This window comes from Streptomyces sp. MUM 2J (genome assembly GCF_022414535.1).
GTDB lineage: Bacteria > Actinomycetota > Actinomycetes > Streptomycetales > Streptomycetaceae > Streptomyces.
The window spans coordinates 85,509-111,276 of sequence record NZ_JADWYM010000007.1 but is presented as its reverse complement, the minus strand read 5'-3'; the positions used below and the strand labels follow the sequence as shown (position 1 = coordinate 111,276).

The 25,768-nt window shown below is 72.8% G+C and carries 23 protein-coding genes and 1 tRNA gene; 14 read left to right on the top strand and 10 right to left on the bottom strand.

Annotation, left to right across the window (positions count from 1 at the left end; translation table 11 throughout):
• Positions 1 to 10 precede the first annotated feature (10 nt).
• Genes I3F54_RS09685 through I3F54_RS09675 form a run of 3 tightly spaced genes read left to right on the top strand, consistent with a single transcriptional unit; the run spans position 11 to position 2,935 of the window.
• Positions 11 to 1,198 carry a cupin domain-containing protein gene (locus tag I3F54_RS09685; protein ID WP_240118241.1) on the top strand — a complete coding sequence of 396 codons (1,188 nt, stop codon included), beginning with the start codon at positions 11 to 13 and terminating at the stop codon, positions 1,196 to 1,198.
• Positions 1,195 to 2,100, top strand: a complete 906-nt coding sequence (locus tag I3F54_RS09680) for an aldo/keto reductase (RefSeq protein ID WP_240118240.1) — start codon at positions 1,195 to 1,197, stop codon at positions 2,098 to 2,100. Before I3F54_RS09685 ends, I3F54_RS09680 begins: the two co-directional genes overlap by 4 nt.
• Complete coding sequence (locus tag I3F54_RS09675; RefSeq protein ID WP_240118239.1) at positions 2,081 to 2,935, top strand: hypothetical protein; 855 nt, start codon at positions 2,081 to 2,083, stop codon at positions 2,933 to 2,935. The genes I3F54_RS09680 and I3F54_RS09675 overlap by 20 nt, the downstream gene beginning before the upstream one ends.
• 21 nt (positions 2,936 to 2,956) lie before the next feature.
• Here the strand turns inward: I3F54_RS09675 and I3F54_RS09670 are convergent, their stop codons facing one another.
• Complete coding sequence (locus tag I3F54_RS09670) at positions 2,957 to 3,718, bottom strand: recombinase family protein (RefSeq protein WP_240118238.1); 762 nt, start codon at positions 3,716 to 3,718, stop codon at positions 2,957 to 2,959.
• A 348-nt stretch (positions 3,719 to 4,066) separates the two neighbouring features.
• Here I3F54_RS09670 and I3F54_RS09665 point away from each other — a divergent pair, with 348 nt between their 5' ends.
• Positions 4,067 to 4,612: a hypothetical protein gene (locus I3F54_RS09665; RefSeq protein ID WP_240118237.1), complete on the top strand. Its 546-nt coding sequence runs from the start codon at positions 4,067 to 4,069 to the stop codon at positions 4,610 to 4,612.
• Between the two features lie 88 nt (positions 4,613 to 4,700).
• On the opposite strand, the gene I3F54_RS09660 is transcribed toward I3F54_RS09665, so the two are convergent.
• Positions 4,701 to 4,788: transfer RNA gene (locus tag I3F54_RS09660), tRNA-Leu, on the bottom strand.
• 140 nt (positions 4,789 to 4,928) lie between these two features.
• Between I3F54_RS09660 and I3F54_RS09655 the strand changes: the two genes are divergently transcribed.
• Positions 4,929 to 6,260 carry a DUF2254 domain-containing protein gene (locus tag I3F54_RS09655; protein ID WP_240118236.1) on the top strand — a complete coding sequence of 444 codons (1,332 nt, stop codon included), beginning with the start codon at positions 4,929 to 4,931 and terminating at the stop codon, positions 6,258 to 6,260.
• Between the two features lie 39 nt (positions 6,261 to 6,299).
• Here the strand turns inward: I3F54_RS09655 and I3F54_RS09650 are convergent, their stop codons facing one another.
• The gene (locus I3F54_RS09650; RefSeq protein ID WP_240118235.1) at positions 6,300 to 6,977 is read right to left on the bottom strand and encodes a GntR family transcriptional regulator; all 678 of its coding nucleotides are present in this window, start codon (positions 6,975 to 6,977) and stop codon (positions 6,300 to 6,302) included.
• A 122-nt stretch (positions 6,978 to 7,099) separates the two neighbouring features.
• On the bottom strand, positions 7,100 to 8,047 hold the full coding sequence (locus I3F54_RS09645; protein WP_240118234.1) for a beta-ketoacyl-ACP synthase III: 948 nt from the start codon (positions 8,045 to 8,047) through the stop codon (positions 7,100 to 7,102).
• Between the two features lie 450 nt (positions 8,048 to 8,497).
• Between I3F54_RS09645 and fdhD the strand changes: the two genes are divergently transcribed.
• Entirely contained in the window at positions 8,498 to 9,346 is an 849-nt protein-coding gene (fdhD, locus tag I3F54_RS09640) for a formate dehydrogenase accessory sulfurtransferase FdhD (RefSeq protein ID WP_240118233.1), read from the top strand.
• Between the two features lie 125 nt (positions 9,347 to 9,471).
• Here fdhD and I3F54_RS09635 read toward each other — a convergent pair whose 3' ends face one another.
• Positions 9,472 to 10,515, bottom strand: a complete 1,044-nt coding sequence (locus I3F54_RS09635) for a bile acid:sodium symporter family protein (RefSeq protein WP_240118232.1) — start codon at positions 10,513 to 10,515, stop codon at positions 9,472 to 9,474.
• A 163-nt stretch (positions 10,516 to 10,678) separates the two neighbouring features.
• Here I3F54_RS09635 and I3F54_RS09630 point away from each other — a divergent pair, with 163 nt between their 5' ends.
• Positions 10,679 to 11,560 (top strand): LysR substrate-binding domain-containing protein, encoded by an 882-nt coding sequence (locus tag I3F54_RS09630; protein ID WP_240118231.1) that lies wholly within the window; start codon positions 10,679 to 10,681, stop codon positions 11,558 to 11,560.
• Between the two features lie 222 nt (positions 11,561 to 11,782).
• Here I3F54_RS09630 and I3F54_RS09625 read toward each other — a convergent pair whose 3' ends face one another.
• Both I3F54_RS09625 and I3F54_RS09620 read right to left on the bottom strand, forming a co-directional pair.
• Positions 11,783 to 12,460: a response regulator transcription factor gene (locus I3F54_RS09625; protein ID WP_240118230.1), complete on the bottom strand. Its 678-nt coding sequence runs from the start codon at positions 12,458 to 12,460 to the stop codon at positions 11,783 to 11,785.
• Complete coding sequence (locus I3F54_RS09620; RefSeq protein WP_240118229.1) at positions 12,457 to 13,671, bottom strand: sensor histidine kinase; 1,215 nt, start codon at positions 13,669 to 13,671, stop codon at positions 12,457 to 12,459. Before I3F54_RS09620 ends, I3F54_RS09625 begins: the two co-directional genes overlap by 4 nt.
• 335 nt (positions 13,672 to 14,006) lie before the next feature.
• On the opposite strand from I3F54_RS09620, the gene I3F54_RS09615 reads away from it, so the two are divergent.
• From I3F54_RS09615 to I3F54_RS09600, 4 genes are all read left to right on the top strand, one after another.
• Complete coding sequence (locus I3F54_RS09615) at positions 14,007 to 16,193, top strand: MMPL family transporter (RefSeq protein ID WP_240118228.1); 2,187 nt, start codon at positions 14,007 to 14,009, stop codon at positions 16,191 to 16,193.
• A gap of 474 nt (positions 16,194 to 16,667) precedes the next feature.
• Positions 16,668 to 18,494, top strand: coding sequence for a long-chain fatty acid--CoA ligase (locus tag I3F54_RS09610; protein WP_240118227.1), 1,827 nt, complete (start codon positions 16,668 to 16,670; stop codon positions 18,492 to 18,494).
• Positions 18,495 to 18,595: 101 nt separating this feature from the next.
• A complete protein-coding gene (locus I3F54_RS09605) occupies positions 18,596 to 19,432 on the top strand; it encodes an aldo/keto reductase (RefSeq protein WP_240118226.1) in 837 nt (278 codons plus the stop codon).
• A gap of 112 nt (positions 19,433 to 19,544) precedes the next feature.
• Positions 19,545 to 20,225: a glycoside hydrolase family 75 protein gene (locus I3F54_RS09600; protein WP_240118225.1), complete on the top strand. Its 681-nt coding sequence runs from the start codon at positions 19,545 to 19,547 to the stop codon at positions 20,223 to 20,225.
• A gap of 148 nt (positions 20,226 to 20,373) precedes the next feature.
• Here the strand turns inward: I3F54_RS09600 and I3F54_RS09595 are convergent, their stop codons facing one another.
• The 3 genes from I3F54_RS09595 to I3F54_RS09585 all read right to left on the bottom strand — a co-directional run bounded on the left by I3F54_RS09595 (position 20,374) and on the right by I3F54_RS09585 (position 22,783).
• The gene (locus I3F54_RS09595) at positions 20,374 to 21,312 is read right to left on the bottom strand and encodes a trans-aconitate 2-methyltransferase (RefSeq protein WP_374205877.1); all 939 of its coding nucleotides are present in this window, start codon (positions 21,310 to 21,312) and stop codon (positions 20,374 to 20,376) included.
• Positions 21,313 to 21,714: 402 nt separating this feature from the next.
• A complete protein-coding gene (locus I3F54_RS09590; protein WP_240118224.1) occupies positions 21,715 to 22,455 on the bottom strand; it encodes a class I SAM-dependent methyltransferase in 741 nt (246 codons plus the stop codon).
• Between the two features lie 22 nt (positions 22,456 to 22,477).
• Positions 22,478 to 22,783 carry a 4a-hydroxytetrahydrobiopterin dehydratase gene (locus tag I3F54_RS09585; RefSeq protein ID WP_240118326.1) on the bottom strand — a complete coding sequence of 102 codons (306 nt, stop codon included), beginning with the start codon at positions 22,781 to 22,783 and terminating at the stop codon, positions 22,478 to 22,480.
• Between the two features lie 434 nt (positions 22,784 to 23,217).
• Between I3F54_RS09585 and I3F54_RS09580 the strand changes: the two genes are divergently transcribed.
• From I3F54_RS09580 to I3F54_RS09570, 3 genes are all read left to right on the top strand, one after another.
• Positions 23,218 to 24,081, top strand: coding sequence for a helix-turn-helix transcriptional regulator (locus I3F54_RS09580; RefSeq protein ID WP_240118223.1), 864 nt, complete (start codon positions 23,218 to 23,220; stop codon positions 24,079 to 24,081).
• An 18-nt stretch (positions 24,082 to 24,099) separates the two neighbouring features.
• On the top strand, positions 24,100 to 24,915 hold the full coding sequence (locus tag I3F54_RS09575) for an SAM-dependent methyltransferase (RefSeq protein ID WP_240118222.1): 816 nt from the start codon (positions 24,100 to 24,102) through the stop codon (positions 24,913 to 24,915).
• 347 nt (positions 24,916 to 25,262) lie between these two features.
• Positions 25,263 to 25,757 (top strand): nitrate reductase molybdenum cofactor assembly chaperone, encoded by a 495-nt coding sequence (locus tag I3F54_RS09570; RefSeq protein ID WP_240118221.1) that lies wholly within the window; start codon positions 25,263 to 25,265, stop codon positions 25,755 to 25,757.
• Positions 25,758 to 25,768 lie beyond the last annotated feature (11 nt).

Here is a 25,768-nt window from a genome sequence, read left to right as displayed (position 1 = left end):
AGCGCCCACGTTGGTTGATGCAGCCTCGTGGGCGGGGCGTCTGGGCGGGGACAAGTTCCTCGCCCGGACGTACCACCGCTGCTACGCGCACTTCCCCGGAGCCGCCGACACGGCGGGGCTGTTCTCCTGGGACGACCTGAATCGGATCATCGCTACGCAACGGCTGGAGCCGCCCCGGCTGCGCCTGTCGGTCGACGGTGAGATGGTCCCGATCCACCGCTACGCGATCCCCACCACGAACCGCCGGTCGGTCACGTGGTCCCGCATCCAGCCGTCCGACTTCCATGCCCAGCTCAGGGACGGGGCGTCGCTGGTCCTCGACGCGGTGGAGAAGATCCACCCCGCCGTGGGAGCGGCTGCCGAAGGGCTGCAACGCTTCCTCGGAACCTCTGTGCAGGCCAACGTGTATGCCTCGTGGACTGAGCGGGAGGGCTTCGGCCGGCACTGGGACGACCACGACGTGGTGGTGGTCCAACTGCACGGCTCGAAGCGGTGGCGCCTGTGGGGCGTGACCCGTGAAGCGCCCACCTTCCGGGACGTGGAGTCGCCGGAGGAGCCGGAGGGCGACCCGGTGGCGGACCTCGTTCTGTCCCCGGGCGACGTGTTTTACCTGCCGCGCGGCTGGTGGCACTCGGTCACCGCTGACCAGGGGACGGAATCTCTCCACCTGACGTTCGGCATGGTCACGCATACCGGCGCTGACCTCATGCTGTGGGTCGTCGATCAGCTTCGGGCGTCCCTCGCGTTCCGCAAGGACATTCCACGGTTCGGCGCGCTGGCGGAACAGGGGGACTTCATCGACGCCGTACGCCGTGAGGTGGCCGACATGATGGCGGACCCCCGCCTCGTGGAGCGGTGGGCGGAGTCGATCGACACGACCGACCTGGGCCACGCGATTCCCTCGCTGCCGTACGTGGACGAGCTCCCCGCACGGAGGGAGATCACGGTCAAGCTCACCGCTCCGAGGGGTCGCCTGACCCCGAACCGTGCAGAGGGCACAGTCACCTTCTCGGCGGCCGGTACGGCGTGGGACTTCGCCGAGTCCGCCGCGCCCGCGCTGGGCACGCTGCTGACCAACCAGCCGACCACGCTCGGGGAGCTTGCCGACTCCGCCGGACTGGAGGTCAAGGACGTGGCCGAACTGGTCTCCGCCCTCATCGACGGCCATGCCGTCGCAGTCGTGGGGACCGCGCTGTGACCGCCGCGCTCTGCCTGGGGACATACCGCGTACGTGCCGTCAGTCAGGCGGCACGCACCGCCCTGGCTGCCGGTAGCCCGTGGGTGGACACGGCACCCAACTACGCCCACGGTCGGGCGCATGAGGAGTTGCGCCCGGTTCTCGGGGAGTACCCGACCGTGCGGGTAGCTACGAAGGCGGGGTTCTTCACGGCGGAGCAAGGCCGCACCGCCCTGGCCGAAGGCGTGCTCACCCGGTATGAGACGGCCAGCAGGCACAGCCTTGAACGGGGCTTCGTCCGATGGCAGACGGAGCGCTCGTTGGCCGCGCTCGGGCGTGTGGACCTGGTGTTCGTACACAACCCGGAGCACCACGGGCACGGCCTTGACCGTGCTGCTCTGCACTGGCGTGTTCGGGAAGCCTTCACGGCGTTGGAAGAGTTCGCCCATGCGGGCAGGATCGGCGGGTACGGCGTCGCCACGTGGACGGGGCTGCGCTCGGGAGCGTTCAGCGTGCCCGAGCTTCTCACGCTGGCGCGGAAGGCGGCGGGTTCCGCCGACCATCACTTCACGGCCTTGCAGATGCCCGTCAGCCTGATCATGGACGAGCCGATCACGCAAGCACTCAACGGCGGCGGGCCGCTCATGCAGGCGAAGGACGCGGGGCTGATCACGTTCGGCTCCGCTCCCCTGCACGGCGGCACACTCCTGGACGCCATGACACCTGAACTGGTGAACCTCATCCGCCCCGGCCTGTCGGCCGCAGCCGCTGCCCTACTGGCTGCTGGCTCGTGTCCTGGCCTCGACGTCGTCCTCACTTCCGCGAGCACCCGCGACCACTGGGACGATGCGGCAAAGGCTCTGGCTGCCCCGCTGGCAGCCCAGGAACTGAGGAGGGTGACTGATGAACTCGCCGCTGAATAGGGACATGCAGACCCTGATGGAAGCCGCCCACGACCGGGCGGCCAAGGCACTGGGCCTCACCTGCACGGGTCCGATGGCATGGGGCTTCCTCGGCGTCACCCTCGGACGCCAAGCGGGGGACCGGTGGCTACGGGTCAGCCGGACGGCGAAGCGCAACGCGGGCAGGAAGCAGGGGGAAGGCATCGTGGGAGCCTCCCTGCTCGTGCCCAACGCTGTCCCGCGCCCGCGCCTGTACGAGGTGCACGACTGGACTGACGGCGAGTGGGCTTTCGAGGCCGAAGTCCTCGACTACGTCACGCAACCCATCGTGTCCCCGGACCGAGCCGACATCGACCACGACCCCGGCTTGCCTGACGAGTGGTTGGCGGACCTTCGCCGAGCCCTTGCCTTGCTCGCTGAAGCGGAGGGGGTGAAGGTCACCGTCCGGGACGGCTGGATCGAACGGGCCTTCCCCCAGTTCCTCGGCGTCCCGGCCCCCGCCAAGGTGGAGCGGGTGACCGGTCATGGTGACCTGCACTGGGGAAACCTCACGGCTGCGCCCCTGTGCCTGCTGGACTGGGAGCGCTGGGGCCTGGTGCCCTTCGGCTATGACGCCGGACTCCTCCACGCGAACAGCCTGCTGGTGCCCGAGGTGGCGGACCGCATCCGGCTGGAGTTCGCGCCGATCCTCGACACCCCTGCCGGCCGAATCGGGGAACTCGCGGCCCTGGCCGAGATGCTGCAAGCCGTAGCCCGTGGCTGGTACCCCGACCTTGCACCCCACCTCGTCGCCCGCGCGGAGGCGCTCACCGGAGTGCGCCCGCCCGTCCCGGGGCGCTCGGAGGTGAGCGCCTGACTGCGTCCCTGTACGCCCGTCTCAGGCGCTCTCTCCGATGTGCCGGTACAAGGTGGCCCGGGAGATCCCCAGGGCCTTGGCGATGGCGGTGACGCTCTCTCCCTTGGCGTGCCGGGCACGGGCTATGGCTAACTTGTCGTCGTCCACGACGGAGGGGCGTCCACCGTGGTTGCCCTTGCGGGCCGCAGTGTCCAGCCCCTCCAACGTCTTCTCCCGGATGCCTTCCCGCTCCACCTCGGCGGCCACGGCCAGGACGGCGAACACGATGGCTCCCGCCCCGTTCGGGTCGTACACGCCCTGCAAGGGACCGGAGAGCAGTTCCAGTTGGATGCCGTCCGCTTGCAGGGTGGAGGACAACGTCATGAGTTCCGCCGCGTTGCGGGCAAGACGCTTCATCTCCACCACCGTCAGGATGACGGGCTGGTTCGGTGCGGCTGTCTTGATCTCCCGCGCCAGAGCCAACGCCTTCTCCAGTTCCGGCCGCTCCTTCGCACGGGTGCTGATCTTCTCCGAGAACACCCGCGTGCAGTCGGCACGGGCAAGCATGTCCAACTGGCTCTGGAGTTCCTGCCCGACCGTGCTGCACCTGGCATAGCCCAGTCGGATCGCTGCGCCCGGCACGGCTTCGGACACCACGGGTACCGGATCACCCTGTACCCACCGCAGCCGCTCCACCTGACGCCGAAGCTTGTCGTTCTCGGCCTCGGCGGCCAATTCTTCCGAGCAGGATCCCGCTCCGCGGCCGAAGCGTCGCCGCTTCTCGGCCGAGTACAAGTTGCGCATCGTCGCCGAGTACGACGCCGCCCCCGCCGGAGACAAGGGCAGCCGCTCGGCCCCAAGAGCGTCCGCCACATCCACAACATCATCTCAGCGGCGCTGGACTCGGTAACCGGACCGAGGAAGCTCCTCACGGTCAACCCGGCCCACACTGCCAACCCGCCCACGGAGCGGCAGATCAAGGCCGCTACGCCGGACTTCCCCACGCTGAACGATCACGAGACGGCGCACTTCCTCCGGGAGATATGGAAACCGTGCGGCAACCGGGCCTGTGACGGCGGGCTGACCCACCACTGCCTTCGGGACGCCCCGCTGTGGACCTCGTACGCGGCCACCTCATGCCGCCGCAGCGAAGTGCTGGGGTGGAAGTGGTCGCTCATCCACTGGGATGAGTGCGCCATCGAACTGGGCTGGGTCGTGGTCGAGGAAGGCAACAGCTACCGGCTGCGGAAGCTCACCAAGGACGGAGACGACAACGCGATCATCTACGTGGACCAAGCCCTGATGAACGTCCTGAAGTGGCAGAAGGAACGCCAGGACGCGGAGCGGGAACGCCTCGGGGATCTCTGGGTGGACCATGACCTTGTGTTCGCCCGCGACGGCTTCAAGCTGTACCGGGGCGAGGCAGGCGGACCACAGGACCCCGAGAAGGTGTCGGCCCGCTGGCGGACGGCACGCAACCGCCTGCACCTGCCGGACAACTTCCGGCTGCACGACTGGCGGGCATCGAAGATCACGAACGATCTCGACAACCACGAGAACCCGGTAGAGGTCTCGGCCAACGCCCGGCACCACTCGCCGGGCCACACCATGGCGCGGTACGGCAGGCGTCGCGCCGAAGGGGCGAAGAAGCTGGCTGCTTCCAGCGCTGCCCGTCTCGGCCTGTCATCCCTGGTCTGACCAGGAAGTTCGCTCCGCTGTTGGTCACGTGGTTGGTCACGCCACAGCCGGAGAAACAGAAAAACCCCAGATCAACTGGGGTCTCTGCTGGTGTCCGAGGGGGGACTTGAACCCCCACGCCCGATAAAGGGCACTAGCACCTCAAGCTAGCGCGTCTGCCATTCCGCCACCCGGACCAGGTGTCCGTCGTCCTGCGGGGCGCTCCCCGCGGCGACATGGACAACCATACCAAGCTTTGGGAGCGCCTCTCACCTGCGTATCCGGGTCTCCGGAGCGGGTCCGCCGGGTGGGAGGGAGGGGGACTTAGAGTCTCACCATGGGTGACTGGATGACTACCGGGGGCTTGCGGGAGGGGCGGCGGCCGAGGGCGCTGTCGCCGTTGCGGGAGCACCTGCGGGACACGTTCTGGTTCGCGCCCGCGGCGACCATGGTGCTGGTCTTCGTGGTGTGGACGGGGGCGTCGAGCCTCGACACCAGGATCGTCGAGACCCTGCAGAAGGCGGGCGAGTACGACACGATCCGCGATCTGGTCGGGTTCGCCGAGGACACGCGGACGGTGGCCAACACCATCAGCTCGGCGATGATGACGTTCATCGGTGTGGTGTTCAGCATCTCGCTGGTGGCCGTGCAGATGGCGAGCGGGCAGTTCACGCCCCGCGTGGTGCGGTTCTACGTGCGCAGCCGCATCACGAAGGCCACTTTCGCCGTCTTCCTGTCGACGTTCCTGTTGTCCCTGCTCGTCCTGACGTCGGCCACCGGCGAGACCGACCCGCGGCGCGTGACCACGGTTCCGCTGGTGCAGTCCCTTCTCATGATCGTCATGCTGGGGCTGAGCCTGGTGCTGTTCGTGATGTACGTGAACGCGACGCTGCGGCTCATGCGGGTCAGCCACGTCATCGACCGGATCACGGCGGAGTCCTTCCGCATGGTCGCGCTCATGCCCACCGCCGGGCCCCCGGGCGCCGAGAAGGAACTCGGGCCCGTGACGGCGTGGGTGGCGCACCGGGGGCGGGCGGGCGTACTGCGCGACGTGAACATCTCCCGGCTGGTCAGGGCGGCCCGGCAGCGGGGGGTCGTGCTGCGGATGGTCCCACGGATCGGCGACTTCGTGGTCCCCGGTACGCCGTTGCTCGCCGTGCACGGCGGGCCGGCGCCGTCGGCGCGCTCGCTGAGCTACACCGTCTCCGTCGGTGTGGAGCGGACCTTCCACCAGGACCTCGCCCTCGGGCTGCGGCAGCTGGCCGACATCGCGTTGCGCGCGCTGTCCCCGGGCGTGAACGACCCGACGACGGCGGTGCAGGCCGTCGACCGCATCGTGCAGTTCCTCGCGACGCTGTCCCGCCGGCCGCTGCACGCGTCGCTGCACCGCGACCGGCAGCGCACCGTGCGGCTGGTGCAGCCGGTGCCGAGCTGGTCCGAGCTGGTGGATCTCGGGTTCGCCGAGATCAGGGGCGCCGCCATCGGCAGTCCGCAGGTCACCAGGAGGCTCGTCGCCGCGCTGGACGACCTGCTGCTGGTCGCCCCGGAGGACCGCCGCCCGCCGCTGGAGCGTCATCGCGAGCTGCTGGCCGAGGCGGTGAGGCAGGCGGTTCCCGCCGCCGCGGACCGCGACTTCGCCCTGCGGCCCGACCGGCAGGGCATCGGATAGGCACCCCGTGACGGGGCAACGCCACGTGCCGGACCGGGCTCAGGAGCCGGAGCGGGCGTGGTAGGCGCGCCGGGTCCGCTCGGTGTGCTCGCGCATCAGCCGGGTGGCGAGTCCGGCGTCGCGGTCGGCGATCGCGGCGGTCAGGGCCTGGTGCTCGGCCCACGAGCGGTCGCCGCGCTGCCGGGCGACCGGCGCGTGGTACCAACGGACCCGGCGTTCCACCCGGGCCGCGAGCCCGGCGAGGACGGCGTTGCCGGCCAGCTCCACGACCCGGGTGTGGAAGCGGGCGTTGAGGGCGACGATGCCGTCCACGTCGGCGGTCTCGACGGCCGTCATGCCCTCGGCGACGATCGCCTTCAGTGCCTCGATGCCCGCGCCGTCGGCGTTGAGCGCGGCGAGCCGGGCGGACTCGGCCTCCAGCAGCGTACGGACCGTCAGCAGCTGGTCGGCCTCCTCCTCGGTCGGCTCGTGAACGAACGCGCCCTGGGCGGGGCGCAGTTCGACCCACCCTTCGGTGTCGAGCCGCTGCAGCGCCTCCCGCACGGGCTGCCGGGAGACGCCGAGGCGCCCGGCCAGTTCGCTCTCGACGAGGTGGGCGCCGGGCTCCAGGGCCCGGGTCGTGATGAGGTCGAGAAGCGTCTCGTAGACGCGTTCGCGCAACGGGCCGGGCCGTTCGAGTCGGGGTGCCGCGCCCTGCGGCGGTCCTGACGGCAGCATCGGTTCCCCTCCTGAGCGAGCGCCGGCCGCCCGGTATCGGTGGTCCTGCGGCCCAGCCTACGGGGCGCAGGGGATCCGGGGCGCGAACTCGGCCCGCCGGCCACCCGATGAACCGGACCCGCTCACGGGCAGCGCACGATCTGTCCCGCGTACGACAGGTTGCCGCCGAAACCGAACAGCAGCACGGGGTCGCCGGTGCGGATCCGGCCCCGCTCGACCAGCTTGGACAGGGCGAGCGGGATGCTGGCGGCGGAGGTGTTGCCGGAGTCGGTGACGTCGCGGGCCACCACGGCGCCGGTGGCGCCGATGCGCGCCGCGAGCGGTTCGATGATGCGCAGGTTGGCCTGGTGCAGGACGACGGCGGCGAGGTCCTCGGGGGCGAGTCCGGCGCGTTCGCAGGTCTGGCGGGCGAGCGGGGGCAGGCGGGTGGTGGCCCAGCGGTAGACGGCCTGTCCCTCCTGCGCGAACCGGGCGGGCTGGCCCTCGATCCGCACCGCGTGCCCCATCTCCGGCACCGATCCCCACAACACCGGCCCGATACCGGGCTCGGCGCCGTCGGGGCAGGGCTCGACCACGGCGGCGCCCGCTCCGTCACCGACGAGGACGCAGGTGGTGCGGTCCGTCCAGTCGGTCACGGCGGACATCTTGTCGGCGCCGATGACCAGTGCGCGGCGGGCGGCACCCGCCCGGAGGGTGTGGTCGGCGGTGGCGAGGGCGTGGGTGAAACCGGCGCACACCACGTTGACGTCCATGGTGGCGGCCTGCGGGACACCGAGGCGGGCGGCGACGCGGGCGGCGGTGTTCGGGGACCGGTCGACTGCGGTGGAGGTGGCGACGAGCACCAGGTCGATCTCGCCGGGGGTGAGGCCGGCCGCGGCGAGGGCCTTGGCGGCGGCGTGCGCCGCGAGTTCGTCGACGGGCTCGTCGGGGCCGGCGATGTGCCGCGTCCGGATGCCCACGCGGCTCCTGATCCACTCGTCACTGGTGTCGACCATGCCGGCGAGGTCCTCGTTGGTGAGCACCTCGGCGGGCTGGTAGTGGCCGATGGCGGCGATCCGCGAGCCGTTCATTGGGTGGTTCCCCCTCGTTGCCTCGGTCAGCGGGATTCACCAGTCTGATCAGTGACCGACGGGTAGCAGGGCGCGTGAAGCAACAGGAATCGGGCGCACGAGTTGTCGGCTTCCCGCAGACCCCGGGGACGCTCCCGGACGCTCCGGGTCGTGTGTCCGCACGGGTGTCCGCACGCCGCCCGAACCTGAGTGCGGGCCGCCGTGCGGGGCCGGACCCACGCCCCGGCGTCCGCGCCTCGGTCCGGGTCGTGCCGCGGGCCTGCCGCGGCAGGCCCGCGCCCCGCACTCCGAGGTCGCGCCCCCGGTGTGCGGCACCCCGCGCCACAGGTACGCGACAATGGGGACCTGGAGGCCACCCCGCGGCACAACGGCCGGGTGACCTGCGGCAACCCGCCGCATCGAGGGCCGCCCCGGCCACCCGCACGGACAGAACCGGGACTGAGACACGACATGGGACGAGTCACGGAACGACGCAAGGTGATCCGCATCCGGGACGGTGCCGTCTCCGCGCGCCCCGACACGCTCGTCGCCGAGGAACCGCTGGAGATCCGGCTGAACGGCAGGCCGCTGGCCATCACCATGCGCACCCCGGGCGACGACTTCGCACTGGCCGCGGGCTTCCTCGTCAGCGAGGGGGTGCTCGGCGAGCAGGGCGACGTGCAGAACATCGTGTACTGCGCGGGCGCCACAGCCGACGGCTCCAACACGTACAACGTGGTGGACGTACGGACGTCCCCGGGCGTGTCCGTCCCGGACATCACCCTCGAACGGAACGTCTACACGACGTCGTCGTGCGGCCTGTGCGGGAAGGCGAGCCTGGACGCGGTGCGCACGACGGCCCGCTGGGCGATCGCCGACACGCCCCCGGTCCGCGTCACGCCCGAGCTGCTGGCGGACCTGCCGGACCGGTTGCGCGCCGCGCAGCGGGTGTTCGACCGGACGGGTGGACTGCACGCGGCAGCGCTGTTCTCGGAGGACGGCGCGCTGCTGGACGTCCGGGAGGACGTGGGACGTCACAACGCCGTCGACAAGCTGGTGGGCCGGGCCCTGGAGAGCGGCCGGCTGCCGCTCTCCAGGGCGATCCTGCTGGTGTCCGGGCGGGCCTCGTTCGAGCTGGCGCAGAAGGCCGTGATGGCGGGCGTTCCGGTGCTGGCGGCGGTGTCCGCCCCGTCCTCGCTGGCGGTGGACCTGGCCGTGGAGACGGGCCTGACGCTGGTCGGTTTCCTGCGGGGCAGCTCCATGAACGTGTACGCGGGCGGGGATCGCGTCGCCCTTCGCCACGCGGTCGCGCGGGGCTGAGCGCCCACCCGCGGCTCACCCCGTCCCGCCGACCCGCGCAGGCGCCGCGCCCCGCCTCTGCCCGCCGTGCCGCACCCCCTCCTCGCCGTGCCGCACCGCCGCTCGGCACGGCGCCGGGGCCGAGGTCACCGCGAGGGCGACGCCGTACCGGCCCCGGGGCGCGCCGTCTCCGACGGCACCGGGGCAGCGGCCGGCTCCGCCTCCGGGTCGTGCGCGCGGCGCTTGGCGATCACCGCGCACACCATGAGCTGCATCTGGTGGAAGAGCATCAGCGGCAGCACCGCCAGCGAGGCGTGCGCGCCGAACAGGACGCCGGCCATCGGCAGCCCGGCGGCGAGGGACTTCTTCGAGCCGGCGAACTGGATGGCGATGCGGTCCTCGCGCCCGAAGCGCAGCGCCTTCGCCCCGTACCAGGTCAGCAGCAGCATCACGGCGAGCAGTACGGCCTCCACGGCGAGCAGTCCACCGAGGCGGGCCGGGCTGACCTGGTGCCAGATGCCCTGCACCATGCCCGCGCTGAAGGCGGTGTAGACGACGAGGAGGATCGAGCCGCGGTCGACGCGGCCCAGCACCCTCCTGTGCCGGGCGACGAAGCCGCCGATCCGGGGCCGCAGCAGCTGCCCGGCCAGGAACGGCACCAGCAGTTGCAGCACGATCTTCACCAGCGCGTCGGTGGAGAAGCCGCCGCTGCCGCTGACGAGCAGAGCCGCCGCGAGCAGCGGGGTGACGACGATGCCGACCAGCGAGGAGAAGGATCCGGCGCAGATCGCGGCGGGCACGTTGCCGCGGGCGATGGAGGTGAAGGCGATCGAGGACTGGATCGTGGAGGGCACCAGGGTGAGGAAGAGCAGACCCTGCTGGAGCTGGTGGGTCAGCAGGCCCGGGACGAGCACGCCGGTGGTCAGACCGAGCAGCGGGAAGGCGACGAAGGTGCAGGCCAGGACGGTGACGTGGAGCCGCCAGTGGCGCAGACCGCCGAGGGCCTCGCGGGTGGACAGCCGGACGCCGTAGAGGAAGAACAGCAGGGCGATCGCCGCGGTGGTGGCGCCGGAGGCGACGTCGGCGGCCGTGCCGCGCGCGGGGAGCAGGGCGGCGAGACCCACCGTGCCGAGCAGCAGCACGATGTAGGGGTCGATCGGCATCCAGCTCGGCCACTGCAGGCGTTTCACGGTGCTCCACGTGCTTCGTCGGTGGTCTGCGCGGGCCGTCAGGACCGTCGCGGCGGAGCCTGGAAGGCCCTCCTCCATCGTCCTCCCCGGGGCACTGATCGGGAATCCGGTACACCGCTCTGACTGTCATCATGATGGGTGATGACCGGGTACGGTGGCCGGTGTGTACGACCCCTCGCAGCTGCGGACCTTCCTGGCGGTGGCACAGACGCTGAGCTTCACGCAGGCCGCGCGGCGGCTCGGGCTGCGCCAGTCGACCGTCAGCCAGCAGGTGCGCCGTCTGGAGGAGGCGACCGGGCGCACGCTGTTCAGCCGGGACACCCATTCGGTGGAGCTGACGGAGGACGGCGAGGCGATGCTCGGCTTCGCCCGGCGGATCCTTGAGGTGCACGAGCAGGCCGCGGCGTTCTTCACCGGGACCCGGCTGCGCGGGCGGCTCCGGTTCGGCGCGTCGGAGGACTTCGTGCTGACCCGGCTGCCGGAGATCCTGGAGGGCTTCCGGCACGACCACCCCGAGGTCGACCTGGAGCTGACGGTCGAGCTGTCGGGCACGCTGCACGAGCAGCTGGCGGCGGGCCGGCTCGACCTGGTGCTCGCCAAGCGGCGCCCGCAGGATCCGCCCGGGGAGCTGGTGTGGCGGGACGACCTGGTGTGGATCGGCGGCCAGCGGCTGCGTCTGGAGCCCGGCCGCCCGGTACCGCTGATCGTCTTCCCGCCGCCGGGCATCACGCGCGCCCTCGCCCTGGAGGCGCTGGAGCGGCAGGGGCGGGCATGGCGGATCGTGTGCACGAGCGGAAGCCTGAACGGGCTGATCGCCGCGGCACGGGCGGGCCTGGGGGTGATGGCCCATTCGCGCGGCTTGATCCCGCCGGGGCTGGCGCGGGTGCCCGACCGGTTCGGGCTGCCGGAGCTGGGCCGGGTCGATTTCGTACTGGTCCACGGCCGGCGCGGCGGCTCCGCCCAGGGCGCGGCCGATGCGCTGGCGGCGGCGATCCTGGCGGGCGGGGACCGCTTGCAGCGGCGCCAAAGGGCCCATCCCGGGTAGAGGGCCGCCCGGCACCGCCCGGCACGGAGCCGGGTCCCGTGCGCGCCGGGCGGGGACGGGACGCGCTGCCTCACGCGGGCCGCGGGCCCGGCGCTCCAAGGGGCGCGGCGGACGCGACGTCCCGCAGGTCCGGCCGGATTGCGGGCCCGCCAGGTGAGGGGACGGCCGGCGAGGGTCCGGGGGCCGCGGGGTGCGCTGGCGGGGCGGTCGGCCGTGCCGGGTTCAGTGACCGACGTCGTGGCGGCCGGCGGCGACGAGTCCGCTCTCGTAGGCGAAGACCACGATCTGGGTGCGGTCCCGCAGGCCGAGCTTGGTGAGGACGCTCGACACATGCGACTTGACGGTCGCGGCCCCGATGCGGAGGTGCTCGGCGATCTCCGCGTTGCTGGCCCCGCGAGCGACGGCGACCACCATCTCCTTCTCCCGTTCGGTCAGCCGCTCGACGCGCCCCGCGACGGCCGGGGTGACGGCGCGGCCCTGCGCGAACCGGCCGATGAGGCGCCGGGTGATCGACGGCGCGAGCATGGCCCCGCCGTCGGCCACGGTGCGGATGGCGACGGCGAGTTGCTCGGGGGGAATGTCCTTGAGGATGAAGGCGGTGGCACCGGCGCTCAGTGCTCGGTAGACGTACTCGTCGGGGTCGAAGGTGGTCAGGATCAGCACCCGGACGTCCCAGTCGGCCTTCTCCAGGATTCTGGACGTCGCCTCCAGGCCGTCCATCCCGGGCATGCGGATGTCCATGAGGACGACGTCCGGGCGGTGCCGGTGGGCGGCCTCGATCGCCTCCTGCCCCGTCCCGGCCTCGGCGACGACCTCGATGTCGTCCTGCACGCGCAGGATCATGGAGAAACCGGTGCGGACCAGGGCCTGGTCGTCGACCACGACGACGCGGATGCTCATGCGGACTCCCCTCCGGCGGGCAGGCGGGCGAGCACGCGGAACCCGCCGCCGGGCCGCGGTCCCGCATCGAGGCTGCCGCCCAGCAGGAGCGCCCGCTCGCGCATGCCGACGATGCCGTGGCCCGCCCCGACGCCGTGGCCGCCCGGCGCCGGCGGCGCGGCAGGGCCCCGGCCGTCGTCGACGATCTCGACGGTGACGTCGCCGTTCCCGTCGCTGCGGACGTACACCTGCGTGCGCGCCCGCGGTCCGCAGTGCTTGAGCACGTTGGTCAGCGCCTCCTGGACGATGCGGTACACCGACAACTCCACCCGTGCCGGAAGGGGGATGCGGCTGTCGCCGCCGAGCGACACGTCCAGGCCCGCTTCCCGCATCTGCTCGACGAGCGCCGGAAGGTCCGTCAGAGCGGGCTGCGGGCCCAGGCCGCCGTGTTCGCCGTCGGGGCGCAGCACGCCCAGCAGGTGCCGGAGTTCGTCCAGCGCCTGGCGGCCCGCCTCCTCCACGGCCGCCATCGCCTGGAGCGCGCTCTCGGGGTCGTCGGGCGCCACCATCCGCGCCGCACCGGCCTGCACGGTCATCATGCTCACCCGGTGGGCGACCACGTCGTGCAGTTCGCGGGCGATGTGGGTGCGCTCCTCGGCGACGATCCGGTTCGCCTCGGCCGCCTGCTCCCGGCGGAACTGCGCCGCCCGCTCCTGACGCAACCGCAGACGCCGGCCGGTGTACCAGGCCACGAACAGGACCAGGGCGCCGAAGCCGATCTCCCCCCAGGGGAGGGCGTCGATGAGACCGTCGGCGGTGACCACGGCGAGCGCCGCGGCGACGCCGAGACCGACGCGTCCGTCGTGCGCGGCGTAGCGGCCCGCGCTGTAGAGGGCGACGATCGTGATGCCTCCCAGGTCGGAGAAGCCGCTGCCGAGGGTCAGGGCCCAGCCGGTCACCGCCGTTCCCAGGACGGCGACCGGAGCGGTCCGCCGCCACCAGAGCGCGGTACCGGCCACGGCGAAGACCAGCAGGGCCGCGGGGGCGACATCGCCGATGGCGCGGACGACGACCGCGTCGCCGGGTGCGTCCTGGAAGAGCGTGGTCGTGACGGTCACGAAGGCGGCGAGTACGGCGTCCGCGGCGCGCGGCCAGCGCGCGAAAGGTCCGCGGAACCTCCGCGTGGCGCGGCCGGGCGGTGTCTCGGTGGGCAGCGCCGTGCGGTTCATCATCGCTCCAGGAAGGGCGTCCACGGCCCCGGCTCGGATCGTCGGGATGTGCGGGGCGAGTCATTGTAGGGACGGGCCGAGCGCCCGGTCACCCGTCGGCGGGGGGACGCCGGGCTCCTTCCGGAGGCGGAGGCGGCGCCCTCCTCCCCCCGCCCCGGGGGCGACGGAAGACCCCCTCCGGTGGCGGGAGACCCCGGCGGCGCCGGGCCCACACGATGGGACCGCCCGTTCGTTCCGCCGCCGCGCCGATGACACCCGGCGGCCGTCGCACCTCCCGGGGCCGTCCCGGCGGGTCGTGTCCTGCCCGGCGCCGCACCTCTGACAGGAGCTCCTTGTCCATGAACCGATTCACCCGGCGTATCGGCGATGCGAGCGCCCGCCGGCCCTGGGTCACGATCGCCTCCTGGGCGGTCGCCCTCCTGTGCCTGCTGTCCCTGGCGGCCACAGTGGGCGGCTCGTTCGCCGACGACCTCGTGGCGCCCGGCAGCCAGAGCCGGAAGGCGATGGAACTGCTGGAGGAGCGCTTCCCCGAGGAGTCCGGCGGCACGGCCATGGCCGTCTTCGCCGCGCCCGGGGGACAGCGCCTGGACCGTCACCGTCCGGCCGTGGACGCGGCGGTCGCCCGCATCGCGGGCGTGGCCCATGTCGCCTCGGTGGCCGGCCCGTTCACGACCGGCACGGTGTCGCCCGACGGCCGCATCGGCTTCGCGGCGATCACGTTCGACGTGGCCGCCACGGACCTGGACCCCGGGCAGCTCCGGGCCGTGTCCGAGGCGATCGAGCCGGTGCGCGCGGACGGGGTCGTCGCCGAGCTGGGGGGCGACGCCGCCTTCATCAACGCCGAGACGGAGACCTCGGGCGGGGAGGCGGCCGGTCTGCTGGTGGCCCTGGTGGTACTGGTCGTGGCGTTCGGTACGGTCGTCGCCGCCCTGGTCCCGGTCGTGCTCGCGCTGGTGGCCGTCGCCACCGGTCTGGGGGCCGTCGCACTGCTCGCCGGCGCGCTGGAGGTGTCCACCGTCGCCCCGACGATCGGCGCGATGATCGGACTGGGGGTCGGCGTCGACTACGCCCTGTTCATCACGGTCCGCTACCGCGAACACCGTGCCGCCGGGCAGGACAACGCCACCGCGCTGTCGAACGCCATGGGCTCGTCGGGCGCGGCCGTGGTGTTCGCGGGCGGCACCGTCGTGGCGACGACGGGTGCTCTCGCGCTGACGGGTCTGGGCTTCCTGACCTCGATCGGTGTCAGCACCGCCCTGGTCGTCCTCCTCGCCGTGGGAACCGCGCTCACGCTGCTGCCGGCTCTGCTGTCGCTGCTGGGCGACCGCGTCGACCGCGGGCGCCTGGGTCGCAGGCGTCCGGCGAAACGGGCCGAGGACACCGCGTGGTGGCGTTTCGCGCACCGGGTGTCGAGCCGGCCGCTGCGTCACCTGGCCGTCGGTGCGGCGGTGCTGTGCGCGCTGGGAGCCCCCGCGCTGGGCATGCAGACCGGTTTCCCGGACGCAGGCGACGACTCGCCGCGTACCACGCACCGCCGCGCCTACGATCTGCTGGCGGAGGGCTTCGGCCCGGGCGTCAACGCCCCGCTCGTGATCGTCGCCGACCTGCGCGCCCCGGGGGTGGACGCCCGCGCCGTTCCGGCACTGGCTGAGCGCATCGCCGCGGACCCCGGCATCGCGTCGGTCGGCGCGCCCCGGACCTCCGCCGGCGGGGACACGGTCGTCCTGCCCGCGCTTCCCACCACGGCGCCCGCGGACCCCGCGACGTCCAAGACCCTCGCGCGCGTCCGCGCCCTCGTCCCCGGCAATGTCGCGGTGTCGGGGCTGACCGCCATGACCGACGACCTCACCGAGCAGCTCTCCGACACCCTTCCGGTCCTCGTCGCCGCGGTCGTCGGCGCGTCGTTCCTGCTGCTGACACTGGTGTTCCGGTCCCTCGTCATCCCGCTGAAGGCGGCCGTGATGAACCTGCTGTCGATCGGCGGCGCGTACGGCGTCGTGGTCGCGGTGTTCCAGTGGGGCTGGCTCGGTTCCCTGCTGCATCTGGAAGGTACGCTCCGGATCGCCTCGCCGCTGCCGACGATCTTCTTCGCGGTCCTGTTCGGCCTGTCCATGGACTACGAGGTGTTCCTCCTCTCGCGCATCCGCGAGGAGTACGACGCCACGGGGGACAACACCGAGTCGGTGGCGCGCGGCATGGCGGCGACCGGCCGGGTGATCACCTCGGCCGCTCTGATCATGACGGCGGTGTTCGGGAGCTTCGTCGTCAGTCCCTCCCCGCTGGTGAAGATGATGGGCCTGGGGCTGACGACCGCGGTCGTGCTCGACGCCACGGTCGTCCGGATGGTGGTGGTGCCGGCGGTCATGGCACTGATGGGGCGCGCGAACTGGTGGCTGCCTCGCGTGCTGGACCGGCGGCTCCCCCGCGTCGCGGCGCACGGGTCGCCCGTCCCGGACCAGGCTCGGAGCGGAGCGCCGGCCGCCGCGGGAGCCGACGGGGCGGATCTGCACCGCCTCCCCGGGTGACGGGCCGGCGAGGCTCCCCCGGGTCCTGCCCGGCTCGGCCGGCGGGGTGCGGACGGCGGCGGCGAGGCCCGCCCGCCGTCCGCACCCCGCCGGTCCTCCGGTCCCCGCCTCCCCCGCTCCCCCTGTGCACCGGCCCCCTCACGGCCCGCCGCACCGCCGCGTCCCGAGAGTGACGGAAACGGCCGCGCCGACGCAGAGCGGAGTGAGGGTTCCGGCACCGGGGACGTCACGCAGGGTGCCCGGCCGGTACAGATTCGGTGGAGATTTCGGTGCCGGTCTCCGCCCGGAACTTACGGAACCGTCGGTTTTCTGTCCGACCCTTCCGCATGTGTGCGCATTTTCCCCCGCTGACCGGCCCTGCCGTGAGCGCCGGCGACCGCCGCCGCCCCCTCCCGGCGGCCCGCCGGGTGGGGTAGCTTTCACGGCGCCGTGCGGAGCGCCGCACGAGGGACGTGGCCTCGGGAGGGAGTGGGTTTGCGCGAGTACACCAACCCCCCGTCGGTGTCGGAACCGCCGGTGGGCGGTCTGGCCGATGTCGTCTTCCGGCATGCCGAGACCGATCCGCGGCATGCGGTCCTCGGCCGGAAGGACGCCGGGGGACGGTGGCGGGACGTGACGGCCGTCGAGTTCCGGGACGAGGTCCTCGCCCTGGCCAAGGGACTGCTGGCGAGCGGCATCAGGTTCGGCGACCGCGTCGCGCTGATGTCCCGCACCCGCTACGAGTGGACGCTGTTCGACTTCGCGCTGTGGACCATCGGTGCCCGGGTTGTGCCGGTCTACCCGACGTCGTCGGCCGAACAGTGCTTCTGGATGCTGTACGACGCCGAGGTCTGCGCGGCGATCGTGGAGCACGAGGACCACGCGATGACCGTCGCCACGGTCATCGACCGGCTGCCGCAGCTGCGCCGACTGTGGCAGGTGGACTCGGGCGCCGTGCAGGAGCTGTACGACGCGGGTGCCCACCTCGACGACGACGTGGTGCACCGGCACCGCGAGGCGGTCACCCCGGACACCGTCGCGACGATCATCTACACCTCGGGCACCACCGGCCGGCCCAAGGGCTGCGTCCTGACCCACGGCAACTTCCAGTACGAGGCGGACACCGTCCTGGAGCGGTGGCAGCCGCTGTTCCGCTCCACGCGGGGCGGGGACGCCTCGACCCTGCTCTTCCTGCCGCTGGCGCACGTCTTCGGACGGATGGTGCAGGTCGCCGCCATCCGCGGCAGGGTCCGCTTCGGGCACCAGCCGCAGATGAACGCCGAGGCCCTGCTGCCCGACCTCGCCGCGTTCCGGCCGACGTTCGTCCTGGCCGTGCCGTACATCTTCGAGAAGGTGCTCAACGCCGCCCGCCGCAAGGCCGAACGGGAGGGCAGGTCCGGGCCGTTCGAGAAGGCCGTCGAAGTGGCGGTGCAGTACGCCGAAGCGCTGGAGACCAAGGCCTGGGGCCTCGGGCCGGGCCCGTCGGCGGGGCTGCGGATGCAGCACCAGTTCTTCGACAAGCTGGTGTACGCCAAGGTGCGCGCGGCGTTGGGCGGCCGGATCCGCAACGCCATGTCCGGCGGATCGGCGATGGACCGGAGGCTGGGCCTGTTCTTCGCCGGCGCGGGCGTGCAGATCTACGAGGGGTACGGACTGACCGAGACGACCGCGGCGGCCACCGCCAACCCGCCCGAGCGCACCCGCTACGGCACCGTCGGGCAACCGATCCCCGGCGTCACCGTGCACATCGCGGACGACGGCGAGGTCTGGCTGCGCGGCGGCAACGTCTTCCAGGGCTATCTGAACGACCCCAAGGCCACCGACGGGACGCTGCACGACGGCTGGCTGGCCACCGGCGACCTCGGGGCCCTCGACGCGGACGGCTATCTCACCATCACCGGCCGCAAGAAGGAGATCCTCGTCACCTCCGGCGGCAAGAGCGTCTCGCCCGGCGCGCTGGAGGAACGGGTGCGTGACCATCCGCTGGTCAACCAGTGCATCGTCGTCGGCAACGACCGCCCGTTCGTCGCCGCTCTGATCACCCTCGACCAGGAGGCCGTCGAGCACTGGCTGCAGGTGCACGGCAAGCCCCGGATGACGGCACAGGAACTGGTCCGCGATCCGGACCTGGAGGCGGAGGTACGGCGCGCGGTGGTCGCCGCGAACACCCTTGTGTCACAGGCCGAGTCGATCCGCACCTTCCGCATCCTCGCCCAGCCCTTCACCGAGGAGCACGGGCTGCTCACCCCGTCGCTGAAGCTGAAGCGCAGGGCGATCGAGAAGACGTACGCGCGCGAGGTCGAGGCCCTGTACCGGGTGTGAGGCGCCTGAGTGGCCGGATTCGGCGATCAGGAATGCATTGCCACCCGTGATCGTTGACGATGTGAGTATCACCCGTCGGACAACCGAAGGATCAAGAGCCCGTGAGCAGCAACGTCCCCCCGATCATCCTCAACAACGGCGTCGAGATGCCCCAGCTGGGCTACGGCGTGTGGCAGGTGCCGGACGACGAGGCGGAGCAGGCCGTTGCCACAGCCCTGGACGCCGGGTACCGCAGCATCGACACGGCCGCGATCTACGGGAACGAGGAGGGCACCGGCAAGGCGATCGCCGCCTCCGGTCTGCCCCGCGAGGACATCTTCGTCACCACCAAGCTGTGGAACGGCGACCAGGGGTACGACTCCACCCTGCGCGCGTTCGACACCTCGCTGGCCAAGCTCGGCCTGGACTACGTCGACCTGTACCTGATCCACTGGCCGCTGCCGAACCGCGGCACGTACGTCGACACGTACAGGGCGTTCGAGAAGCTGTACGCGGACGGCCGTGCCCGCGCGATCGGCGTCTCCAACTTCCTGCCGGAGCACCTGGAGCGCCTCATCGGCGAGACCTCCGTCATCCCGGCGGTCAACCAGATCGAGCTCCACCCCTTCCTCCAGCAGCACGCGGCGCGCGCCTACCACGCCGAGCAGGGCATCGCGACGGAGGCCTGGTCGCCGCTGGGACAGGGCAAGAGCCTGCTGGAGGTCCCGGCGATCGTGGCCATCGCGCAGAAGCACGGCCGCACCCCCGCCCAGATCGTGCTGCGCTGGCACCTCCAGGTCGGCACCGTCGTCATCCCGAAGTCCGTGACGCCGTCCCGGATCGTGGAGAACATCAGTGTCTTCGACTTCCGCCTCGACGAGGAGGACCTCGCCGCGATCAGCGCGCTGAACGAGGACCGGCGCCTGGGCCCGGACCCGGCCTCCTTCGACCTGCGCTGACGCCACGCCGGCGCCGCACCCCGGTCCCCGCGGTCCGGGGCGCGGCGCGCGGCCACGGGGACCGGTGCGTCCGGACGGGGAACCTCCGGCCCGGCCCCTGCGTCCCTCCAACGTGCACACTCGACGACTGACGCTCGCCGCGGCCTGTGCCGCGGTGCTGCTCGCCGCCTCCCTCACCGGTTGCGGCACCTCGGCCCCCGCCGGAGGGGGCGGCGTGAGCGCCGCCGCGCTGCTGGCCAGGACCCGCTCGTGCGACCGCATCTCCCACGGCACCTACCGCACCGACCAGGAGAAGCCGCCCTCGGTCGCGGTGTGCGGCGCGAAGGGTGCCGTGTTCTGGACGGCCGACCTGGACGTCGACTGCGACGGGCTGCGCACGTCGCGGTGCAACGAGCACACCGACCCCTGGTACCAGGACGACACGGCGTTCCACCAGTCCGACGGCCGGCCGCTGCAGGCCGACCGGGTGCCGTACATCGTGGTGCCGGGCGCGAGTGCCATCTGGGACTACCGCGGTGCGCGGCTGCGGGGCGGCGAGGTGGTCGCCGTCGTCCACGGCGACCGGGTGGAGTACGCCGTGGTCGGTGACCTCGGCCCGAAGGAGATCATCGGCGAGGCCTCGTACGCCGCCGCCCGTGCCCTGGGCATCGACCCGGACCCGGCCCGGGGCGGCACCGACGAGGCCGTGACCTACGTGGTGTTCACGGGTTCCCGGGCCGCGCCGATCGAGAGCCGGGGCGCGGCCCGCGCCGTCGGCGAGCGGCTGGCCCGGCAGTTCGTGCGCGCGGGCTGACCACGCGCGGGCTCGGGTGGGCTGCCCCGGCTGCCGGACGGCGACCGCCCACCCCCCTGTGTCGTCCGTGTCCGTTTCCGGCGGGCAGACGGTCACGTGGAGTGCCGTCGGAGTCGAGCCGCCGTCACGGGCGTTCAGTCAAGAGGGTTCAGTGCGGGCGCACCGCGGTGTGCACCGTGTGCGCGGTGAGGACGAACACGTCCGGCCGGTGGTGCACGCTCTCCGGAGCGCCGGGGTCGAGGAGGAGGTCGAGGGTGGCGCGGTCCTCGGGGTCGAGGCCCTCGCCGACGTTGTCGCGCAGGCGGCCGAGCCAGTCGGCGGCATAGGCGCGGGCCCGGTCGGTGGCGGGCGCGGGCAGGTCGAGCAGGAAGCTGCGGGTGCGGGTGTGCTTCAGGCCCGCGGCGGTGAGCAGCGCGGGCCAGTCCTCCCGCTCGGCGACACTGCCGGGCAGCTCGGCCCGCATCCGGGCGAACCACTCCTCCTCCAGCACGTCCAGGCGCGCCTGGAGTCCCGGCCGTCCGATGCCGATGTCCCGGGGCAGGAAGCGGGTGGGCAGGCCCCCCTCCATCAACGCCAGAGTGCCGTCGGGCGCGACCCGTTCGGCGAACGCGGCCAGGGCGGCGCGCTGGTCGCCCAGGTGGTGCAGGCTGCGGCTGGCCCACAGCAGGTCGGCGGGGTAGTCCAGGTCGTCCAGGGCCTCCGGCAGCTCGCCGGCCACGGTGGCGAAGCGGTCGGCGACGCCGGTGCGGGCGGCACGGTCCCGGGCGCGTTCCAGCAGCGGCTCGGAGCCGTCCACGGCGACCACCCGGGCGCCGGGGAACGTCTCCGCGAACAGGCAGGAGATCACGCCGGGCCCGCTGCCGGCGTCGACGATGAGCCCCGGTTCGGTCACCTCCTTCCCCAGCCAGGCCAGGGCCCGCTCGTACAGGGGCGTGAACAGCTCGGCCTGCGCTTCGAGATGCGCGGCCATCTCCGCCCAGTCGATGTCGGTGCCGTGGGTGTCGTGGTGGTGACCGGGATGCCGGGGGCCGTGGTGGTGGCCCTGCTCTGCCTGCTCTGCCTGGTGGCCTCGGTCGTCGTGCGCCATGGGGTCAGCCTCTCTTCCGGATGGCCCCAGCCTGCGCCGACGCACCGCGGGACGGCCACTGAAGTTGCGGGCGCGGCAAATCCCCGGCCGCGCACGGACACGGTCGCGCTCGGGGTCGAGGTTGAGGCAGGGGGGCGGGGGTCGGGGTCCGCCGGGACAGGTCCCCACGGTCGGGGAACCGGTTCGGCGAGCCCGCACCGCCACACCACCGAAGACAGGGGTTCCGGCTCACCCCGGACGTGGCCCTCACCAACCGCGGTGCGGACGCCATCGACGGACGTGGACCCTGGCGTGCACGGACACGGGCCACCGGCGGCCGGCCAACGGCTGCAACGGCGTCTGGAGCCGGTCCGGCCGGGCTCGCGGTTCACGGCATACGGCTCACACCGTGCCGAGTGCGGCTCACTCCTTGCCGAACCCACGCACGCTGAACACCGGGTCGGGGCGCGGCCGGTCCTGGTCGGGTAGGGCGGACAGGCGGGTGGCGAACTCCTCGGCGAGGGGCTCGCCCGGCGGGAGCGTGACGAACCAGCCGCGCCGGAGATCAGTGATGGCGCGCTGGGGGCTGCGGCCCTGGCCGTGGCCGGTGAAGCGGGCCCGACCGGTGGGGGTCAGGCCCTGTTCTGCGGCGTAGGCCTCGATCAGTGCCGCGGCGTCCCGGGACGGTGTGGGTGGGCGGGTGGCGAGGACGGCGTCTATGTCGCTGCCGACGTTGTGCGAGGCGCCCTTGTCGACGGTCGTGACGTACACCCCGCCCGGCCGCAGAACCCGGGCGCACTCGGCGACCACGGTCCGCGCATCGGCCGGGTCGTCGACGAGGTGGAGCAGCCACACGCTCGTCACGGCGTCGAACACGCCGTCCGGGAAAGGCAATCGGCGGCTGTCCGCGCGGACGACCGCTCCGGGCAGCCGGGCCGCGGCGCGCCGGGTCATGGCCTCGGCCAGATCGGCGCCGGTCACCCGCAGTCCGGCCCTGGCCGCGGCGAGGCGCCGGGTGACGATGCCGGTGCCGCAGGCCACGTCGAGCAGGCGGGTGGCCCGTGTCGGCACCAGGCTCAGGACGGCGTCGGCCGCCGCGATCGCCCTGGGTTCCCCGCCGCGCAGGATGTCGTAGCGCTCGGCTTCCTTGTCGTAGTCCAGCATGGGCGCTCCCCCCGCCGCCGGATCAGTGCGCGCCGTGCGCGGGGGCCAGTTCCTGGATACGGCGCGCCAGCTCGGCGTCGAGCCCGGTGACCCTGCCTCCGACGCTGTGCGTGTTCACGGCGACGGAGACGGTGTTGTAGCCGAGGGTCAGGTCGGAGTGGTGGTCGAGCTCCTCCTGGACCTGCGCGATGTGGATGACCAGTGCCGTCGCCGCGAAGTGGTTCGCCAGCCGGTAGGAGCGGACGAGCCGGTCGTCGTCGAGCGACCAGCCCGGCAGGTCCGCCAGCCGGTCCTCGATCTCCTTCTGCGACAGCGGTTCCACGGCCATGGCCCGGCTCCCTTCGGCAGCAGCGCGTTCCCGACCAGCCTGCCACAGCGGGGCGGCCGTGGCCCTCGGCGCGTTCCGGCCGTACGGGTGGCGGAATGCGGCCGCCCTGCGCCGGCGCAGGGCGGCCGGTACGGCGTACATGATGGATCACCTTCCGTCAGGAGCGGGAGCGGGAGCGGGAGCAGGACGCGCGGCGCACGATCGCGCGGTGCGGCGCCCGCGGGCCGGTTCCCGGGCCGGGGTGCGCCGGCCCGGGAACCGCCGGCCTCACGATCCCGTCCCGCACCCGGGTGGGCCGACTACCCCCGAGGTCATGGGCGTTGAACGGGGGCCGAGTGGTGAGCGCCTCACCCGGGGGCCCGTGAGATGCGCGCCGGAACATGACAGACTGCTCGCGTGGTTCGGCTGCCAGGGCGCGTAGAGGGAGACGTGGCGTGAGTGAGCGGCGGCCCGCGCCGACCGTGGGCCAGGTGGTGCTCGGCAAACGCCTGCAGGAACTGCGCGAAGTGGCCGGGCTGCGGCGTGAGGAGGCCGCGCAGATCCTCCGGGTGGCCCCGGCGACCGTACGGCGCATGGAGACCGCGGAGGTCGCGCTGAAGGTGCCGTACGTACAGGTGCTGCTGGAGGCGTACGGCGTGTCGGCGCAGGAGGCGTCGGTCTTCGTCGACCTCGTCGAGGAGGCCAACCGCCCCGGCTGGTGGCAGCGCTTCCACGACGTGATGCCGGACTGGTTCAGCCTGTTCGTCAGCCTGGAGGGCGCCGCACGGATGATGCGCTCCTACGAGCCGCACTTCGTGCCCGGGCTGCTGCAGACGGAGGAGTACGCGCGTGCCGTGCTGGAGGCGGGCACGATCGGGCGGACGACGCCGGAGACCATGGAGCGGCACGTGTGCCTGCGCATGGAGCGGCAGCGGCTGCTGGAGCGCGCGGATGCCCCCCACCTGTGGGTGATCATGGACGAGACGGTGCTGCTGCGCCCGGTCAGCATCCGTTCCGGTGTGATGCGCGACCAGTTGGACAAGCTGCTGGAGTACGCCGAACGGGACCGGGTGACCCTGCAGGTGGCCGAGTTCGCCGCGGGTCCCCACCCGGGCACGTACGCGCCGTTCTCCCTGTTCCGCTTCGCCGAACCGGAGCTGCCCGACCTGGTGGTCACCGAGTACCTCACGGGCGCGCTGTACCTGGACTCCCGGCACGAGGTATCGGCGCACCTGGAGGTCCTCGACCACCTCACCACCCACGCCGCCTCCGCACAGCGCACGAAGAAGATCCTGAGCGAGTACCGCCGGACGTTCTGACCGAGGAGAGCACCGCGCATGACCGGTTCCCAGGCCGACCCCCTCCGCATCGACACCGGCCGGCCGCATCCGGCCCGGGTGTACGACTGGTGGCTGGGCGGCAAGGACAACTACCCCGTCGACGAGGAGCTGGCGCGGCGCATCCTCGCCGTGGACGGCACCGCGGTGCGCGGGGCGCGCGCCAACCGCCGCTTCATGCACCGAGCGGTGCGTGCGGTCGCCGAGGCGGGCGTACGCCAGTTCCTGGACATCGGCACGGGCATCCCCACCGAGCCCAACCTGCACCAGGTCGCCCAGGGGGTGGCCGCGGAGGCACGGGTGGTCTACGCGGACAACGACCCGCTGGTACTGCGGCACGCCGAGGCCCTGCTGCACTCCACGCCCGAGGGTGCGACGCACTACGTGCACGCCGACGTCCGCGACGTCGGCGCCCTCCTGACCCGGGCCGAGGAGGTCCTGGACCTGTCCCGGCCGGTGGCGCTGTCGCTGGTCGCCCTGACCCACTACCTGGACGACGAACCCGACGGCGACGACGTGTACGGCCTGCTGCGCCGCTACGTCGCCGCGCTGGCCCCCGGTAGCCACGTGATCCTGTCGCAGGTGACCGCGGACCTCAACCCGGAGGCCGTGCAGCGGGCGGCGGAGCACTTCCGGCGCAGCGGCACCCCCTTCCACCCGCGGTCGGTCACCGAGTTCGGGCGCTTCTTCGACGGTCTGGAACTGCTCGGGCCGGGCGTGATCCCGGTGACCGGCTGGCGGCCCGGACCGGAGGACGTCGACGCGCAGGCGGAGGGCGTCGTGCCGGTCTACGCGGGCGTCGCCCGCAAGCCCTGACGGCGTCACCCCGCAGGGCTTCCCCCGCGCGGGTGCACCGGGCGCCCACACTGCCGGGCCTGCGCCCGCGACAGCACCGGGCGTCCCCTGCCGGCCCCCGTTCGGGTGCACTGAACGGGTGTGGTCCGCGGCACCGCCCTAGGGTCTGTTGCGGACGCCCGTCGTCCACGACAGGACGGTCCCCGCGGCGTGCGGTGCCGTGCGATCGCGTGACGCGGCGCCGCCCCGCACCGGGTGCGGTCCCCCGCTCGGGCCGAACCGAGCGCGGGGAGTGCGTGCCGGGTGTCCGCCGTGTCGCCGGTCACCGGCCACGGCCCGGTCGAAGCCGATCCGGAGGAGGCTCTGCGATGCCCTCGGACGCCGTGCTGTACCAGGCAGCCGCACTGTGCCTGACCTACCCCGACGAGGGCTTCTGGGCCCGGCTTCCGCTGCTGCGCGAAGCCGCCCCGCAGCTGCGGGAGTTCAGCGACCACGCGGCCGTCACCCCGCCGCGGGAGCTGGCCGCTCACCACGTGCGGGTCTTCGGCGCGGGAAACGGGCACCGTCTGCATCTGAGCACGTGGTGCGACGAGGACGCGCGGCGGCGTGGGAAGTCGCCGGCACGCTACGAGGAGCTCTACCGCGCGCACGGTCTGGAGTTCACCGGGGAGGCGCTGCCCGACTACCTGCCGGCGGTGCTGGAGTTCACCGCCCGTACCGGCGACACGGCCCTGCTCACCGAGTACCGCGACGCCGTGGAGAGGCTGCGCTCCGGGCTCACCGAGTACGGCACACCGTACGCGGCCGTCCTGGACGCCGTGTGCGCCGTGCTGCCGGCCGCGCCCGACCGGGACCGCGGATGACGGCGCCGCCG